14 protein-coding genes are annotated in these 17882 nt (G+C 69.7%); 7 read left to right on the top strand and 7 right to left on the bottom strand.

Annotation, left to right across the window (positions count from 1 at the left end):
- The first annotated feature begins 102 nt into the window (after positions 1–102).
- The 4 genes from ACIBTM_RS15110 (at position 103) to ACIBTM_RS15095 (ending at position 7823) form a co-directional block, all read left to right on the top strand.
- Positions 103–4539, top strand: a complete 4437-nt coding sequence (locus ACIBTM_RS15110; protein WP_395877082.1) for a DUF6531 domain-containing protein — start codon at positions 103–105, stop codon at positions 4537–4539.
- Positions 4540–4608: 69 nt separating this feature from the next.
- Positions 4609–5817, top strand: coding sequence for an amidohydrolase family protein (locus tag ACIBTM_RS15105; protein ID WP_395877081.1), 1209 nt, complete (start codon positions 4609–4611; stop codon positions 5815–5817).
- Between the two features lie 168 nt (positions 5818–5985).
- Positions 5986–6714, top strand: a complete 729-nt coding sequence (locus ACIBTM_RS15100; protein WP_395877080.1) for a dienelactone hydrolase family protein — start codon at positions 5986–5988, stop codon at positions 6712–6714.
- 116 nt (positions 6715–6830) lie between these two features.
- Positions 6831–7823: a hypothetical protein gene (locus ACIBTM_RS15095; RefSeq protein ID WP_395877079.1), complete on the top strand. Its 993-nt coding sequence runs from the start codon at positions 6831–6833 to the stop codon at positions 7821–7823.
- 13 nt (positions 7824–7836) lie between these two features.
- On the opposite strand, the gene ACIBTM_RS15090 is transcribed toward ACIBTM_RS15095, so the two are convergent.
- Positions 7837–8664, bottom strand: coding sequence for a class F sortase (locus ACIBTM_RS15090; RefSeq protein ID WP_395877078.1), 828 nt, complete (start codon positions 8662–8664; stop codon positions 7837–7839).
- Positions 8665–8737: 73 nt separating this feature from the next.
- On the bottom strand, positions 8738–9901 hold the full coding sequence (locus ACIBTM_RS15085; RefSeq protein WP_395877077.1) for a hypothetical protein: 1164 nt from the start codon (positions 9899–9901) through the stop codon (positions 8738–8740).
- A gap of 22 nt (positions 9902–9923) precedes the next feature.
- On the opposite strand from ACIBTM_RS15085, the gene ACIBTM_RS15080 reads away from it, so the two are divergent.
- Positions 9924–10475 carry a hypothetical protein gene (locus ACIBTM_RS15080; protein ID WP_395877076.1) on the top strand — a complete coding sequence of 184 codons (552 nt, stop codon included), beginning with the start codon at positions 9924–9926 and terminating at the stop codon, positions 10473–10475.
- Here the strand turns inward: ACIBTM_RS15080 and ACIBTM_RS15075 are convergent.
- On the bottom strand, positions 10465–13209 hold the full coding sequence (locus tag ACIBTM_RS15075; RefSeq protein WP_395877075.1) for a hypothetical protein: 2745 nt from the start codon (positions 13207–13209) through the stop codon (positions 10465–10467). The genes ACIBTM_RS15080 and ACIBTM_RS15075 overlap by 11 nt on opposite strands.
- A 256-nt stretch (positions 13210–13465) precedes the next feature.
- Positions 13466–14383, bottom strand: coding sequence for a hypothetical protein (locus tag ACIBTM_RS15070; RefSeq protein WP_395877074.1), 918 nt, complete (start codon positions 14381–14383; stop codon positions 13466–13468).
- A gap of 487 nt (positions 14384–14870) precedes the next feature.
- Here ACIBTM_RS15070 and ACIBTM_RS15065 point away from each other — a divergent pair, with 487 nt between their 5' ends.
- Positions 14871–15443 (top strand): response regulator transcription factor, encoded by a 573-nt coding sequence (locus ACIBTM_RS15065; RefSeq protein WP_395877073.1) that lies wholly within the window; start codon positions 14871–14873, stop codon positions 15441–15443.
- A gap of 11 nt (positions 15444–15454) precedes the next feature.
- On the opposite strand, the gene ACIBTM_RS15060 is transcribed toward ACIBTM_RS15065, so the two are convergent.
- The 3 genes from ACIBTM_RS15060 to ACIBTM_RS15050 all read right to left on the bottom strand — a co-directional run bounded on the left by ACIBTM_RS15060 (position 15455) and on the right by ACIBTM_RS15050 (position 17049).
- Positions 15455–16303 carry a hypothetical protein gene (locus tag ACIBTM_RS15060; protein WP_395877072.1) on the bottom strand — a complete coding sequence of 283 codons (849 nt, stop codon included), beginning with the start codon at positions 16301–16303 and terminating at the stop codon, positions 15455–15457.
- Complete coding sequence (locus ACIBTM_RS15055) at positions 16300–16524, bottom strand: hypothetical protein (RefSeq protein ID WP_395877071.1); 225 nt, start codon at positions 16522–16524, stop codon at positions 16300–16302. Before ACIBTM_RS15055 ends, ACIBTM_RS15060 begins: the two co-directional genes overlap by 4 nt.
- Before the next feature lie 174 nt (positions 16525–16698).
- Entirely contained in the window at positions 16699–17049 is a 351-nt protein-coding gene (locus ACIBTM_RS15050) for an ArsR/SmtB family transcription factor (protein ID WP_395877070.1), read from the bottom strand.
- A 105-nt stretch (positions 17050–17154) separates the two neighbouring features.
- Between ACIBTM_RS15050 and ACIBTM_RS15045 the strand changes: the two genes are divergently transcribed.
- The gene (locus ACIBTM_RS15045) at positions 17155–17775 is read left to right on the top strand and encodes a CBS domain-containing protein (protein ID WP_395877069.1); all 621 of its coding nucleotides are present in this window, start codon (positions 17155–17157) and stop codon (positions 17773–17775) included.
- Positions 17776–17882: the final 107 nt, after the last annotated feature.

Raw genomic sequence — 17882 nt, 5'->3', positions numbered from 1 at the left:
GCGCGGACAAAGATCCTTTCCCGCACAGGGAACCAGGGCGCGGCGATGGTAGAAATCGGCTGGCCCAGTCGGCGAGGATCCCGAGGCAGGAAGACGGCATATATGGCGAATCCGCTGGTCGCTGAACGTCAGGACTCCACCAAGGGGCACTCCGGCGTTCCGTTGCTGGAATCGGCGAACGACCTCAAAGAGGGCATCGAGAAGGGCGACTGGGCCGCCGTCGCGATGGGTGCCGTCGGGACGGCTCTCGACGCGCTGTCGATGGCCATGGATCCGTTCGGGTCGATCCTCGCCGCGGGCGTCGGCTGGCTGCTCGAACACGTCGGCCCGCTCTCCGACGCGCTCGACGCCCTGACCGGCGACGCCGACCAGATCAAGGCGCAGGCCGAAACCTGGTCCAATATCGCCAAGGAACTCGGCGCCGTCGGCACCGAGCTGACCGACCTGGTCAAGGCCGACCTGCAGACCTGGGCCGGTGACGCCGCGGACCGCTACCGCGAGCGCTCGGCGGACACCGTCAACGTCCTCACGGCGGCGCAGAAGGGCTGCGAAGGAGCCTCCAGCGGGGTCAAAACCGCAGGCGAGGTCGTCGCCGCCGTCCGCACCCTCGTCCGCGACATCATCGCCGAACTCGTCGGCCACCTCATCAGCTGGGCGCTGCAGGTGCTGTTCACCCTCGGCATCGGGCTGACCTGGGTGGTGCCGCAGGTGGTGACCGCGGTCGCCAAGACCGCGTCGAAGATCGCCGACATCACCACCAAACTCGTCAAGGCGCTCAAGGGCCTGATGCCGCTGCTCAAGCGGGCCGACTCGCTTTTCGACGACGCGGCCAAGGCGCTGCGGAAGCTGCAGGGCGGGAAGGTCGACGCCCCGCCGCCGCCCAAGACCAAGGGCGGCAACGATCGCGGGCTCGACGAGGGCACCACCGGTTCGAGCGCCGGAGGCGGCAACAACAGCGGTGGTGGCGGCGGTAACTCCAACGACAGGAGCATCGACACCAAGAGCGACAACGACCAGACGAACACCAGCGGCACCGGCGGCGGAGGCGGCCGGGACCGCGGCGGCAGCAACGACACCACCAAGAAGGACGGCAACGGCGACCGCTCGACGTCTTCGGATGCCAAGAACTACTGCGGCGACCCGGTCGACGTCGCGACCGGCGAAGTCGTCATGAAGCAGGTCGACGTGACGTTGCCCGGCGACGTGGCAGAATTGGAGCTCTCCCGCACGCATCTGTCGTCCTATACCGCCGGCCGCTGGTTCGGTCCTTCTTGGACGTCCACAATGGACCAACGGCTGGTGTTCGCGAGCGATCGCGTCCTGTTCTACGCCGAGGACGGCATGGTGCTCACCTACCCCGTTCCGGCGGGTACTCCCGTGCTGCCGGCGCAGGGGCCGCGGCACCGGCTGCGCCGCGCGGCGGACGGCTATCGGCTGTCGATGGGCGATCGCGAACTGCGCTTCGCCGGCGCGGGCCGGATCCTGCCGCTCGTGGCCATCGAGCAGAACGGCGGACGGACCGAGTTCGCGTACGCGGCCGACGGCACGCCCGTGGGACTTCGCCGTGACGACGGCGTCGAACTCGCGATCGGCACCGCGAAGGGGCGGATCGTCGCACTCGGCGCTCCGGGACAGCCGCCACTCGTGCGCTTCTCGTACAACCGGCTCGGCCAGCTGAGCACCGTCACGGACTACGCCGGGCGCCCCATGACACTCGACTACGACTTCGGGCACCGGCTCGTCGGCTGGAAGGACCGCACGGGCACCTGGTACCGCTACGTCTACGACGACGCCGGGCGCTGCGTCCGCGCCGTGGGCGCGAATGGTTACTACAACGCGACGTTCGCCTACGAGCCCGGCACGACCAGGCACACCGACGCCGTCGGCCACACGTGGACGTACCGCCTCAACGACGCCAAGCAGCTGACCGAACGGATCGACCCGCTGGGCAACTCCCAGCGCTACACCTGGAACCGGCGCGACGAGCTTCTGTCCACAGTGGACGAAATCGGCCGGGAAACCGGTTACGAATACGACGAAGACGGCGAGCTGGTGGCTGTCCACCGTCCCGGCGGATCGACGGTGCTGCTGACGCACGCCGAGGGCACCGTCCGGCTGTCGGCGGGCGACGTCCGGCGGACGGTCCCCGCCTTCGACCCGGCCACCACCCTGACCGGCACCGGGCTGCCGGTGGAGATCCCGGACGCCCCCGACCCGCTCACCGACGCCCCCGTGACGGATCGCCCCGGCGACCGCGATCTGTTCGGCCGCCCGCGGCTCGCGTACACGGCGTCCGGTGGCGCGGCGCGGCTCGGCTGGACGGCCGACGGCCGCCGCGCGTGGCGGCTCGGCCCGGACGGCGGCCGCGAGACGTGGGTGCACGACGCGGAAGGCCACGTCGTCGAGCACCGCGACGCGACCGGTGCCGCGCGGCGCCGCGAGTACGGCCCGTTCGGCCTCGTCCTGGCGGAGACCGACGCCGCGGGCGCGCGCACGCTGTTCACCTACGACGGCGAACTGCGGCTCACCTCGGTGACGAATCCGAACGGCCTCACCTGGCGCTATGTCCGCGACGCCGCGGGACGGCTCGTCGAGGAGACCGACTACGACGGCCGCCGGATCGGCTACGCCTACGACGCGGCGGGGCAGCTGCTTCGCATGACCAGCAGCACGGGCGACGCGACCGAGTACGACTACGACCTCCAGGGCAACGTCGTGGCACGGCGTACCCCGGACGACGTCACCCGGTACGAATACGACGCGCTCGGCAGGATGACTGTCGCCGAGAACATCGAGTCGCGGGTCGAGATGGTCCACGACGACGGGGATCAGGTCGTCATGGACACGATCAACGGGCTCGGGGTGTGCTGGCGTCACGACGGGGACGTGCTCGTGCGCCGGACTTCGTCCGGTGTGGACAGTGAGTGGCGGTTCACCGGATCAGGACTGCCGCGGTCGCTGCGGATCGCCGGGCACGAGATCGAATTCGGCTACGACGACGCCGGACGCGAGATCACGCGCGGCGTCGACGGCACCGTGGTGCTCCGGCGGCGCTTCGACGCGGAAGACCGGCTCGCCGAAGAGGAGATCGCGGGCGTCGGGACGCGCGTGTACGGCTACCGCCCGGACGGCAGGCTCGCCGCGGTCGACGACCCGATCCGGCCTTGGCAGCTCACTTTCGACGCCGCGGGCCGGGTCAGCGAGGCGCGCGGGCCCGCCGGGGCCGAGCGGTTCACCCATGACCCGGCGGGCAACATCACCCTCGACGAGGGCGTCTACGACTCCGACGAGCGAGGGCGTGTCACCGCCGATCGGTCCTGCGCCTACGCGTGGGACCACCTCGACCGGCTGCGCTCCGTGCGCACCCCCGACGGCGCGCTCTGGACGTACCACTACGACCCGCTCGGGCGGCGGTTCGCCAAACGCCGCTGGCTGATCGATCAGGACGGCGAGGCCGAACTCACGCACGACGTCCGCTTCCTGTGGAGCGGGATGAACGTGGTCGAGCGTATGGATTACGACCCCTCCGACGAGTCCTACCGGCTCTTCACCTGGGAACGCTTCGACGACGACCGCCCGGTCGTTCAGGTCGAACGCACCGGCGCCGGAGAGGACGTGTCGTTCCGCGCCGTGATCACGTCGCCCGCGGGCACGCCGACCGAGATGCTCGACGAACGCGGCACGCTGGTCTGGCAGGACCGCAGCAGTTTCTGGGGTATGCCGTTGCCCGGCGCGGACACCGCGTCGATGCCGCTGGCGTTCCCCGGCCAGCACCGCGACGAGGAAACCGGGCTGCACTACAACGTTTTCCGGTACTACGACCCGAGGACCTCGCGCTACCTCAGCCAGGACCCGCTCGGCCTCGCGGCCGCGCCGAACCCGGTCGGTTATGTCGAGCAGCCGCTGCTCGTCGGCGACCCGCTCGGCCTCGCCGGCACCTGCGGCAAGACCGGGCCCGGCAGCCAGCAGCGGCCCCAGCCGGTCGGCCCCAGCGGGCAACCCCAGCCACCGCGCAGGAGCCCGAGGAAGCCTCCCATCAACGTCGACAAGATGTCGAAGGAGGAGTTCGAGAAGTTCAAGCCGAAGCTCGACGAGATCTTGAAGGCCGACAAGCACTTCTTCTGGTCCGGCGGACACAAGAAGCGCAAGCGCGGCGAAGAGGACGAGTACCTCGGCTCCGTCGAGGAGAAGGCCACCAAGATCGCGAAGCAGAACGGCGGCAACACCCTCGAAGGCACCCTCAAGGACAACAACGTCAAGATGCCCGGGTGGATCAACGATCCCAAGGACCCGAGGAAGCCGCTCGTCCAGGAGAAGTGGGACTACGTCTCCGACACCTTCGCCAAGAACTCCAACAAGGACACGCACGTGGTCTTCCCCAGCTGGCCGGGCAAGGGGCACGACGTCTACCCGCACCGCCGCGAGGACAACGTGTTCAAGGTGACCGAGTACCCGAGGCTCGAGAAGATGGGGATCGACCACATCACCAAGCACAACGCCGAAACCGGGCACACGCGCCCGTACCGGCACACGAAGTGAAGCACCTGACGTTGCCCCAGCGATAGCACTTTGGTATACCAAAGGGAGCTCGTCGAGAAAGGTGCTCCCTTGTTGATCCGTGACGTCCGCCCCTGGGGTGGACAGCGCAGCGACGTCGAAGTGGCCGATGGCCGGATCAGCGAGGTGCGGCCGCACGATCCCGCCACCGCGACGGCGCCGGACACCGTCGACGGGCGCGGCCGGCTGCTGTTCCCGTCGTTCAGCGACGTGCACGTCCACCTGGACTCGACGCGGATCGGCCTGCCGTTCCGGCCGCACACCGGCGCGCCCGGCGTATGGGCGATGATGCTGAACGACCGCGAGAACTGGCGTGATGCCGAGGTCCCGCTGCCCGAACGCGTCGCCGCGACACTGGAACGGATGATCGCCAACGGCACCACCCGCGTGCGCACCTACGCGCAGGTGGACGTCGACTGCCGCCTTGAGAAGCTCGACGCCGTCCTCGCCGCGAAGGAACGCTTCGCCCAGCACGCCGACGTCGAGATCATGGCGTTCCCGCAGGCCGGGATCCTGCGCGAACCCGGCACCGTGGACGTGCTGGAGGCCTCGCTGCGCTCGGGCGCCACGGTCGTCGGCGGGATCGACCCGTGCTCGCTGGACAAGGACCCCAAGGGGCACCTCGACGTCGTGTTCGGGCTCGCCGAGAAGTACGGCGTCGAGGTCGACATCCACCTGCACGAACCCGGCCACCTGGGGGTGTTCTCCACCGACCTGGTGATCGAACGGGTCCGCGCGCTGGACATGCGCGGCAAGGTCACCATGTCGCACGCGTACGAACTGGGCTCGATCTCGGAATCGGTGAGCCGTCGCCTGATCGACACGTTCGCGGAACTGGACATCGCGATGGCGACCGTCGCGCCGTCGACCGACGGTCAGCTGTCTCTCGCGGACCTCACGACCGCGGGCGTGCGCGTCGGCCTCGGCGAGGACGGCCAGCGGGACTACTGGAGCCCGTACGGCAACTGCGACCTGCTCGACCGCACCTGGCAGCTCGCCTTCACGAACGGCTTCCGCCGCGACGACCTGATCGAGATGGCGCTGGCCGTCGCCACGATGGGCGGCGCGTCGATCATGAGCCACGACGTGCCGCGGCTGGCCGGTATCGCCGACCGGCCGGGGGTGGCCGTCGGGGACCGCGCCGACCTCGTGCTGGTGGACGGCGAGACCCCGACGAGCGCGGTGATGGACCGCGGCAAGGACCGCACGGTGCTGCACGACGGCGTCGTCGTGGCGGACGGGCTTTCGGTGGTGGGTTAAAGCGTTGGCGCGCGATCGCGGCCGCTGTTACCGTGCCGGAGGCCGTGCGAGCGAACGAGGAGGTGGTACCCGTGAACATTTCGACATGGGTGCTCCCCTCAGGGGTCACGGTCGGGCGATAGGTCGTCCGGGAGCGCCGTTTCACGAGCACTCCCGAAAGGCACGACCATGCACTTCACTTCCGAAAAACGCCTCGAAGACGGCGTCCTTGAGCGCGAATTCACCCTCGGCGAGATCCCCGGCATCCTGTGGACGCCGGAGTCGGAAGCGCCGGCCCCGCTGATCCTGATGGGCCACCCCGGTGGGCTGGACTGGATGCGCCCGAGGCTCGTTGCCCGGGCCCTGGGTTGCGCGGCGGAGGGCTACGCCGCGGCCACCATCGAGCTCCCCGGCGCCGGTGACCGGCCGCGTTTCACCGTCGTCGACGAGGCCCGCGCCGATCTGCGGCGCGTGCTGAAGGCCGGCGAGCCGGTCACCGAAGACATCATCGACCGGCTCGTTCTCCCGCTGGTCGAAACGGCGGTCCCGGAATGGCGGACCACCCTCGACGCACTCCTCGCACTGCCCGGAATCGGTGGCCCGGTCGGGCTTTCGGGCGGGGTGATCGCGATCGGCACCCGGCTGGCGCTGGTCGAGCCACGCGTCAAAGCCGCCGTCCTGTTCGCCGGGAGTTACGTGCCGCGCGGCATCCTCGAAGAGGCCCGGCAGGTCACCATCCCACTGCACGTCATGCTGCAGTGGGACGACGAAGGAAACGACCGGCAGCAGGCGCTGGATCTGTTCGACGCCTTCGGCTCCAAGGAGAAGACGTTGCACGCCAACATGGGCGGGCACACGGGCGTCCCGTGGTTCGAAGGGGAAGCCGCGGGCCGGTTCCTCACGCGACACCTGAAGTGACGTCCGGGGCCGCGGCGGTACCGGCCGTGCCGCCGCGGCCCCGGCATCAGGCCGTATCCTGAGCTGTTCCGCACCAGGCGGACCCGCGAACCGCGGCGACCCGACCGGAGTGCGGAGTGGACGAACGAGCCCGAGACATCCTGTGCGGTCTGAGGACGAACCCGGCTTTGCCCGGTCACCTGCGCGCGCTCCTGCCCGCTCGCCCCGTGGAAACGCCACCTGACACGACCTGGCACGATGTCGACCCGGACGTCGCGCGGGCAGGTGCTCCGGCCACACCTTCGGACGAGGTGATCGCGTTGCTGGACCACGACAACGCGCTGGTCCGGTGGACACTCGCCGGTCGTCCGGACCTGCCCGGCGAGATCCACGAGCGGCTGGCCGCCGATCCCGTCCCCGGTGTCCGTGCGGACCTCGCCGCCAATCCCGTCGTGGTGTCGGCGTCGATCCTGCGCGGACTGGCGAACGACGAAGACGCGGAGGTTCGGCGAAGCGTCGCGCACAACCCGTCCGTCCCGCTGGACGTGCTCATCCACTTGGCCTGCTCGATCCGGATCGGGCCGAACCTGGTGCCTCGTGTCATGACGGCGACGGACGACGAACTGCGTCTTCTCACGGCATCACCGTCCGCACGGGTCCGTATGCTGGTCGCCCAGCGCACCGCACTGCCCGCGGACGTCTTCGAACTGCTCGTGACGGACGACGACATCCGTGTCGCCAAAGGAATCGCGCCGCACCCCGCGCTGTCGGCGGACCGGCTGTGGGCACTCGCCGAGCGGCACGGGCCGAGCCTGTTCCGCAGGCTCGCGACGAACCCCCACTGCGATCCGGACCTGCTGCATCACATGACCCGCAACGCCACCGCGCGCCGGACCTACCGCGCGGTCGCCGAACACGTGAACACGCGCGGGGAAACCTTGCTGCTCTGCCTCGGGGACGATGTCGCACGACGGTGGGCCGCGGCGCACCCGAACCTGCCGGCCGACGTCCTGGCCGGACTACTGGAAGATCCGAGCCTGGCCGGATGCGCGGCCGCCAATCCGTCACTCCCGGTCGAGGTGATGGAACGACTGATCGCTGCTTACAACCATGACGGGTGTGCGCGATGACGTCCTTCTGTGCTCACCCATGCCGGTCGTGGCCGTCGTCTCCTTCGAGCCGGGCGAAAACGATGACGTTGTCGCGATAGGAACGTGCGGTCCGGTCGAAGGAACCGCCGCAGGTGATCAGTCGCAGTTCCGGGCCGGCGGTGTGGCCGTAGACCTCCTTGGTGGGGAAGCGATCTTTGGGGGCGTGGATGGTCCGGCGCACCACGAAAGTGACGACGGAACCGTCCGCGCGTTCGACGGCGACGCGGTCTCCCGGCGCGAGTTCGTGCAGCCGATAGAAGATGCCGGGCCGGGTCGCACCGTCGACGTGACCGACGATCACCGCGGGCCCGGTCTGTCCCGGCGCCGGTCCCGGCTCGTACCAGCCCGCCTGCATCGGGGTGGTCACCGGCGGGGTCCGCATGCGGCGGTTCGCGTCGAGGCCGAGTTCGATCAGCGACGAGTCGGCGCCGAGCTTGGGGATGTGCACCGCGGTCGGGGTCACGCGGACCGTGGGGTCGACGATCGTCCGGGTCGGCGTCACCGGCGGTGGGGACGGTCGTGAGTCCGCCATGCCGGGCGCGGGCGGTGCTTGCATCGAGGTTGTGGTCATGCCGATCACCAGACCCAATGCCGCCGCCGCGGCCACGGGCGCGATGATCGCGCCGTACCCGGGACTTGGGCGCAGCTGCCGACCGGCCTGCTGGAGCGTTTCCCAACCGACGCCGACGATGATCACGAAAGACGCGCTCACCACGGCGAAGCCGGTGTCGCCAGGCAAGAACGTGACGGCCGCCAGCATCCACGACAGGCCGACCAGCGCGAGCAGGAGCAGCCTGGTCCAGATGGTTTCGACAGCCATGGCCCATTCCAGTCGTCGAACGGGGAGGGGTGGTGTGGTGTGGCCGGGGCAGGGCCACACCACACCGTTCCCCCTATCGGAGGTGACGACGGCGCGCGGCTGCCGCGGTCACCATGAGCAGGGCGATCACCAGGAAGGCCAGTCCGCCGCCGACGATTCCGCCGACGGCGGGCCGCTGGTCCTCAGCGGTTCCGCCGCCACCGGCCTCGACGGCACCGGCGGGCACCGGGTATCCGGCATCGGCGTGCTCGCCGGAGGCGCCGTGGAGCGACGCTTCCACCGAACCGCTGTGCACTCCGGCCGCATGGGAAGCGAGACCGCCACCCACCATGACCACTCCCTGACCGGCACCCACGGTGCCGTGCCCGGTGTCACCGGTCTGGTGACCGGCCGTGTCACCGGTTCCGCCGGTGCTGCCACCGGAGGGCGAACCCGGGTGGGTTCCGGGTGGGTTCCCGGAGCCACCGTGCGGGTCACCGGTGCCCGGAACCGGAACCGGCGCCGGTACAGGCGCCGGTGCGGGCGCGGCGGGGGCGAGGTAGGCGGTACCGGTGGTGCCGGCCTGCTCCCCGTCCGCCGTGGTGCCGGTGACCGTGACCGGAGCCGCGGTGGTGTCCGCGGCCGGCGTGAACGGCCCGGTGCACATGGTGCTCTCACTGGCGGTCAGCGTGCTGTCGTAACAGGTCATCGCACCACTGGGGGTAGTGCCACTGACGTTGCTGACCGTGCTCGTGCCGGTGTTGGTGACCGGGACGGTCACGGTCGACGGTTGGTCGGCAGTGACCGGTACGGCGTTGCCCGGTGATCCGGCATTCGTGCCGTTGACCGTGGGCGTACCCATGGTCAGGTGACACGAACACCCGGTGTCGCCGCCGCTGCCGGAGCCCGGTGCCGGAGCAGGCGCCGGTGCGGGTGCGGCGGGGGCGAGGTAGGCGGTGCCAGTGGTGCCGGCCTGCTCCCCGTCCGCCGTGGTGCCGGTGACCGTGACCGTGACCGGAGCCACGGTGGTGTCCGCGGCCGGCGTGAACGGCCCGGTGCACATGGTGCTCTCACTGGCGGTCAGCGTGCTGTCGTAACAGGTCATCGCACCACTGGGGGTAGTGCCACTGACGTTGCTGACCGTGCTCGTGCCGGTGTTGGTGACCGGGACGGTCACCGTCGACGGCTCACCGGCGGGAACCGGCACGGCACCGGCCGCTGATCCGGCATTCGTGCCGTTGACCGTGGGTGTGCCCATGGTCAGGTGACACGAACACCCGGTGTCGCCGCTGTCCTCCGTCGGAGCCGACGTCTCCGGGCTTGTGGTTATCACAGTGGTGCCGGTTCCGGTGGTCGTCGCCTCTGCCGGTGCCGGCAGCGTCGTGACCTCGTCCGTGGCTCCGTTTCGCGCGGGTCCCCCGACGACTGACGAGGTGATCGCGGATACGGGACTGGACGAGCCGGATCGAGTGGTCGAGCCGGTGCTGGTCGTTGTCGCCGATGTGGTGGGTGTCGACGCGGATGCCGAGGTCGTGCCGGCCGATGCCGCGTGCCGCGGCTGCACGAGTCCCGACACCAGCGACGTCACGGTGCTCAGCGGAGCGATGCCCGCCGTTGTCTCGGTCGCCTGGTTACTGGGTTCAGGAGGCTCGGTGTCCCCCTCGGCGTGGGCCACGCCCACGCCGAGGAGCATCAAGCCACCTGCGAGTAACCCGGCCTGGATGGACCGTTTTACCCAGGTACGCATGAGAAACCTTTCCAAGTTCTGCTGGGGCCGATCAGTGATCTCGGCGGTGTCCGGTTGCTGTCAGCCGATGTCTGTCAGTGCGTGATCGCGCCCGTGACCGCGGACAGCGGCGACGTGGCGGACCCGGTCGACGTGGTCGATCCGGTCGTGGCCGGGTCGCAGGTGCACACACCGGTGGTGGTGTAGTTCAGCGAGAACCCGACGGTCGAGGTGTTGCCGGCGGCGTCCTTACCGGTGAAGGTGGCCTTCACCGACTTGGCGCCGGGAGTGGCGGTGAACTCGATCGTGCACTGGGTGCTGGCACCCGGGGCGAGCGTCGTGCTGCCACAGGTGACCCGGCCGTTCTGCGAGGTACCCCGCAGGTTGGTGATCGGCGCGGTGCCGGTGTTGGTCATCTGCACCTTGACGGTGGACTTGCTGCCGGCGGGCACGGTCGCGGTCGAGTTCGGGCCGATCACGGCGCCGTTGACCGAGGGCTTGCCGGTGATCGTCAGCTTGCCGGCGCCCGCGGGCGTACCGGTGTAGAAGATCCGGCAGCTCTTGCTCTGCTGGGTTCCGTTCGGACCCGACACGGTGAAGTTGAACTGCGCGGTATTCGAGCCCGGCCGCGCGGTCGTGGTGACCGTGCACCGCGCGGTGCTGCCCGGCGCCAACTGGCCCGAGCCGCAGTTCAACTTGCCGAGCGAGGTGTTGCCACCGAGCCCGGACACCGGGACGGTGCCGTTGTTGGTCACCGGAATCGTGATGGTGACCTGGCTACCCGACGCAACGTTCGGGCCGGGGGCGCTGCCCGCGGCCTTCCCGTTCACCAGCGGGGTACCGACGGAGATGCTCGCCGACGGCTGCGGAACCGGCTGCGGCTGCGGCTGCGGAACCGGAGTCGGCTGCGGCGTCGGCGTCGGCTGCGGCTGCGGCTGCGGCTGCGGCTGCGGCTGCGGCTGCGGCTGCGGCTGCGGCTGCGGCTGCGGCTGCGGCTGCGGGACCGGAACCGGAGTCGGCTGCGGCGTCGGCTGCGGCACCGGAACCGGGGTCGGCTGCGGCTGCGGGTTGCCCAGCAGTCCGGTCACCGGGCCCAAGATCCCACCGAGGGCCGGCAGACCGGGCAGTCCCGGAAGACCGGGCTGGGTCGGCGTACCGGGCTCGCTGGGGGTACCCGGCAGGGGCAGGCTCGGCAGACCCGGAAGAGGCAGCCCGGGAATGGGCGTACCGGGAGCAGGCGTGCCCGGAGCAGGCGTACCGGGAGCGGGCGTGCCGGTGTAGCGGATCGTCGTCACCGAGCTGACGGTCGAGCCGTCCGGCTTGGTACCGGTGACCGTCAGCTGCGCGCTCTGCGAACCCGTCTTCGCCGGGGCCGTGAACGTGAAGGTGACGGTGCCGCCCGGCGCGACCGAGGTCGCGGACGGGGTGACGGTGCCGCCCGGGAACGAGCCGCTCAGGTTGGTGATCGGCCCGGTGCCGGTGTTGGTGAAGGTGACCGAACCCGAGACCGGCGAACCGGCCGGGATGCTCGGGCCCTCACCCGAGATCGGCGTGCCGCCGATGGCCGGGACGCCCGGCCGCAGCGGAGTCGCGCCGGGAGCGCCCGGGGTGACCGGCGAACCGCCGAGAGCGCCTCCGATGATCGGCAGGCCGCCGGTCGGGAGGCCGCCGGTGAGGGTGTCACCACTCGATCCGGGCAGGCCCGGCAGGCCGAGCGACTGGAGCGTCTTGATGTTGTCGGTGATCTTCAGGACGTCCAGCATCGCGGCGGGATCGCCGCTGCTCATCTTGTCGAACGCGGTCTGCCACAGCAGCCGCATGGCGTCGAAGTTGTTGCCCGCGAAGGACAAGTACTCGTCCGGGGTGAACACCGTGTTCGGGCCGAGCCGGTTCATGATCTCGGCGACCTGCAGGGTGTTGTAGAGGTAGTCCGGTGCCAGCACCCTCGCCGGGTCGGGAACGCTCGGCATCCCCTTCTGAACGAAGTTGATCACCTTGTCCGGCGTCGGCAGCCGGGACATGTCGACGGCCATGGTCTTGGTGTCAATGGGCAAGCCCATGCCGCCGCACCCGGTCGCCATCGTGAGGTAGTCGGTGCCGTGGCCCCGCACGTGCGAGGGGTTGAAGATCGGGATCCAGCCCAGCGGCCCGCCGTAGGCGTCGACGACCGGCATCTGCGAGTTCCCGATCGCGCCACTGGCCATGGACAGGATCAGGTTCTTGTACGCCGGATCCGTGTGGTAGGTCAGGGCGTGGGAGTTGCTGCCGAGCAGCGGGATCCCGTCCTCGTTCTTCCACATGTGCTGCAGGAAGAAGTCGCACGCGTCGCCGCCGCCCTCATGGGTGGTGTCGCCGGTCGAGTGGCCACCGCCGGTCTGGTTCGGGTCGACGGACGTCTGCGTCGTCTCGCCGCCGAACAGGCCGCCGGTGAAGATGCCACCGCTGAGCACGTCACCGCTGAGGAACTTGCCGACGGTCGGGATCTGCGCCGTCGGGAGGTCCCCGGTGGCCGAAGTCGCCGAGGGGAACAGGCTGGTCGAGGGCTGGCTGGGTGCGCTGCTCGTTCCGGAAGCACTCACCGACGAGCCGGGCTGAGAGCTCGCGAACAGTGAGGTGGTGTCCGTTCCGGAAAGGCCGAGGCCATCCAGGCCCGGCAGGGAGGCAGCAGCGGTGTTCGTCACCAAGCCGACCAGCGCGAAGGTCGCGGTGACCGACACCGCGGCCGCGCGGGCCGAGCCCCGCAACCGGCGGGAATACCGATTCGCCGACGAAAGACCACACGAGGCCTTTCCGCCGGGGACACCGGCGCGATGACGCCGAGTCCAACGTGAGAATTTCATTTTCAACGCTCCAGTTCATGAGCGCCAGCCGATAAAATCGGCATGGCGGTTGACGTGTCTGCTGTGAAACGGGGTTCTGTTTACCGACAGCCCTGGACACCAGCCGTTTGATGGAGGTAGTGGCAGCGGGAGCTACTGGCTTGCGATATCAGCCCATGAATTCGCGAGCCGGCCGTCGAGCTTGCACCTCGACGGTCCTGCTGTCGCTACCGATCAAGGGATTCGCCGTGCGATTCACGCATTGGCGGCCGACACGTCAGTCGGGCGACACCGGAGGCTGCTGCGCGCGCTTGCGCAGCGGAGCGACGTCATCCGGGGTGGCACTCCAGCAGGCGAGCCGCTGGTCGTTGGCGGCCCTTCCGGGCAGCACGATCGCGCCGTGCGCGTGTCCACCGCCTGAGCCTGCTGACGAAGTGCCATTACCGGACCCGACGGCGCCGATGGGCGCTGCCGGGAAACCAAGGGGAAGCCGGTCGAGCGGGGGCTGCGAGCCGATGCCGGCCGGCGCCGCCGTCGCGGTCGGCCTAGGGAACGAGTCCGGGCCGCGCGATGCGTTCACGCAGAACGGGCAGTCGCCGCCGAGCCGGGTCACCGGGGTGGTCGCCGCCGGAACGGCCGGCAGGTCCATCGCTGGCGTGGTCCGCGGCGCCACGGGAAGTACCGGGGCCGTGTCGGCGGGCTGCAGGCGGGGCGCCGCCGAGCTCGTCGAGGGCGCCGCCAGCGTCGCCGTGACCGTGACCACGCCTGGGGCGGCGATGCGGGATTGCAAGCCGGTGCCGGACACGACCGGCGCGATCGCGGACACCGTGCCGGTGAGCGCGTTCGTGACCGGGTTGTCGAGCGTGCGGTTCACCGTGGTGACGGTCTCGCGCACCACCGTGTCGACGGTTCGGGTGAGCGAGGTGGTCACCGCGGTGGCCGCCTTCACCGACGAGCCGACCTGAGCGATCGCTGGAGCCAGGGTCGGCGCGGCGGAGCCGACCAACGCGGTGGTCTGCCCGACGGCCGCGTCCACAAGGGAGATCCGCGCGGCGGGTTCCGCCTCCTGAACGGTGACGGTCGCGAGTCCGCAGTTCTCCTCGCATCCGGTGTCTGCGGCAGCGGTCTCGAAAGCACTCACAGCGGCGAAGCCGGCGAGGACGAACGCACCGAGCAGGACAGCCCGGCAGACCATGACGAGGCATCTCGGCTCAGGTCCGGCAGGTCCGCGACGACCGCGTGAAACGGACGCCGTGCCCGTTCCACCGTCGGTCGTTCGCAGCCACACCATCGCACTCCACCATTTCCGGCTTACTCGAAGGTTTGCCCCAACAGCAGACAGTAAGGACCCGGCAGGCAATAGGGAACTGCCACTTACGGGACCGGCGGCCGCCACTCCTTACAGTCGCCCCTCTCTCGAACGAACCACTCTCCGTCGGAGCCGCAGCGCGGAAATTCGGCCTCATGTCCACGATCGGGTGAATCGAAAATGCGGAAGTCAACTGCTTGTCGAAATCCGAATCCGAGACCGCTTCGAATCAATGGTCACAGTTCGATAACTCGACATCGGGTGCACAGAATTTCGATCATTCCGCGTAAGAGAATGTGTCAACCGGCGTTCCAGGGACATGGAGGCCGTGTTCGATCCCCGAAACGAACGCGATCGCGATCGATCCCCGGAAATGACGGTCGCGGTGGCGATAGTGGTCTACGCCGACCGGCCGAGTACGCGCCACGGGATCGCGCGATCCCTGCGGGGCGCGCCGGGAATCGGGCGCGTCGAATGCGCGGCGACCGCCGAAGAACTCGTCCGCGGATACATCCGCTCGCCCGCTGACGTGGTGCTCGTCGCGGTCCGGCCGGACGAGCCGACCGGCCCCGCCGCCGCGGCGGCGTTGCTGTCGGTCGCCCCCGGCGCCTCGGTGATCATGTTCGGCTCGTTCAGCACGGCCTCCGCGGCGCCCAGCGCCATGGTGCCCGGCATCGGCGGATTCCTCCGGAAATACGAGGGCCTGTACCCGGAACCGGCCCTCGCCGCCGTGCCGCCCGACGCCGAACGCCCCCGCCTGTCCGAACGCGAACTCCAGATCCTCTGGGGCATGGCCCAGGGGAAACGGAACATCCAGATCGGCGCCGATCTCGCCCTCTCCGAAGACAGCGTCAAAACCCACTGCAAACGGATCTTCCGCAAGCTGGGCGTCCACGACCGGGCCGAAGCGGTCGCCATCGGCTTCCGCGCCGGTTTCCTTTCCTGACCGGCAGGCGTCTATCGGGCGCGCGGCGGTGGCCGGAGTGCCTCGGTGACGGCGCGGGCGACTCGGTGGGTGAGGTCGGGATCGGCGAGTTCGGGCAAGACCCGGTCCACCGGCGTGAGCGTGGCCAGTGCCTGCGCGCAGGCACGGTGCGCGTCGAGGTGCTCCAGCGGATCACCGGCCAGGCTGGCGATCGGCCCCTTCCGCAACGCCAGCAGCAAACCAGGCAGAGCCAGCAGATGCGCCACCGGATCGCCCGCGGTGAGCACCATCGAGGACGGATCCGTCTGGAAGGCGGGCCGCAGGCCGTTGGCCGCGCCGACCAGGTCGATCACGGCGTTCGCGTCCCGCGCGAAGCCGGAGAGCGGGAAGTCCAGCGCGTCGGCCTGGTTCCACGACGCGATGTCGCCGACGCCGACGGCCATCAGCAGCGGGACGAGTAACGGCGCCACCCCGGGACCGGCCACCACGACCCGGGCGTCGCCAGGGGCTATGTCGGCTCGGCGCACTGTCACCAGGACCGTGGCGGCCAAGGCGATGGCGAGTGTGTCCTGTTCGGTGATGACCGGGATCCGCCCGGAGGCGGCGAGGTTCCGCTGGGCGGCGCGAGCGCGGACGGGATCGGTGCGGGCGAGGAAGACCGCGGTGGCCGCGCCGGGCAGCGAGCGCAACGCGGTCGCCAGATCGCCGGCGTCACGGGCGGTGACCGCGACCGGGAACGGATTCAGCGAAGTGTGTCCCCGCAGCAGCCGCGCGTCGATGTCGAGTGCGGCCAGCACCGCTCCCGGGTCGGCCACGGATGCGTCGGGCAGCGCGCTGCCGTCGCCGACGATCGCCAGACCGCCCGCACCCTCGAAGCTCATTGCCCGAGAGCCGTCCGGTCCTCCGCGAGCGCTGTCCGAACTTCGGGCCGCACGAGCCCACTCGTGTCGATGTCATGCCGCGCGGCGAGGTCGAGCAACTCCCCGAGGCGCACGCGGTGCAGATATGCCTCGTACGGGTGCTTGGCCTGCGTCGCCGTGATCGTGGCGTCCTGCGCCTCCTCGATCCCACGCCTCAGCTCACTGGCGAACTGGCTTCCCATCGACACTCTCCCCGTCCTTGCAAGCTTCTTCAAGAAGCTACCATGTTGATAGTTGCGTAATTATGCAACTCTTCAGCGCTCCCGTGCCATGCCACGAAGGAGAGCGGGAAGTCCGGGGCGGTCGCGCTGCCGGGCCGGTGACTGAGTGAGCCCGGCGCGCGACCGCGGCTTCGGCTACCCCGCGCCGGCGTGGGGCGAGATCGGGCTTCGCAGGTCGTCGAGCAGCTCCAGCTGATCCGTGATCACACCGGTGAGGATCCGGCGCGCCACCGCCAGCAGCTCCGCAACATGCGGGCTGGTCAGCGCATAGATCACACTGGAGCCCTCCTTGCGGGTGGTCACCAGTCCGGCGCGACGCAGCACCGCCAGCTGCTGAGACAGGTTCGCCGGCTCGATCCCGACCTCCGGCAGCATCTCGGCCACCGCGTGCTCCCGCTCGGACAGCAGCTCCAGCACCCGGATCCGCGCCGGATGCCCCAGCGTTTTGAAGAACTCCGCCTTCAACTGGTACAGGGGCCTGCTCACGGCACTCCCTCCGGCAGCACATCACTAGGCGCGGCATTCAACAGTTGCTAACCTTAGCAAGTTAGAAAAGAGAGCGATATGTGCGATCAACGAGTAGTCGACGTGATGACCCGCCAGATCGTCACCATCGGCCTCGACACGGCCTTCCAGGAGATCGTGCGCACTCTGCTGGAGCACGCGCTCCCGGCGGTGGCGGTGATCGACCCGGCAGGCCGCCCGGTCGGCGTGGTCACCACGGCCGACGTGATCACCAAATGGGAGTTTCACGGCGGCGCGGACCTGCCACCCTTCCTCGGCAGCCTCCGCCGCTGGCCCCGCTGGCACAAGGCGAGCGCGCTCACCGCCGCGAAGCTGATGACGACCCCGGCCCCCGCCATTGCCGCGGACACACCCCTGCACACGGCCCTGCATCAGCTGGCCGACCACCAGCTCCCTCAGCTGTTCGTGGTGGACGATCAGGGCAGGCTCGCCGGCGTGCTCACCCACCACGACACCCTGCGCGCCTTCCACCGGACGGACGCCGCGATTCACGCCGACGTCGAACGGCGCGTTCCCGGCACCATCACCGTCAGCGTCGCCGATGGCGTCGTCACCCTCGATGGCACCCTGCGGCTGCGCAGCTTCACCGACCACTCCGTCCGCGAAGCCCGGCACGTGCCCGGCGTCATCGCGGTCCGCAACAACCTCGCCTATCTCGTGGACGACCTCACCTCGCACGGTCTCTGACCGGCACCGCCCGAGGTCCATCCATGGGCGGGCCTCGGGAGCTGTCGGATCCCCCAGACGTGGTCGCCAAGGATGAGGGTTCTGGTCCCTTCGAGACTTCAGCCATG

The organism is Amycolatopsis sp. NPDC049868, assembly GCF_044461365.1.
In the GTDB taxonomy this organism is placed as follows: domain Bacteria; phylum Actinomycetota; class Actinomycetes; order Mycobacteriales; family Pseudonocardiaceae; genus Amycolatopsis.
The sequence above is the reverse complement of the archived record's forward strand: the minus strand, read 5'-3'. Positions and strand labels throughout refer to the sequence as shown.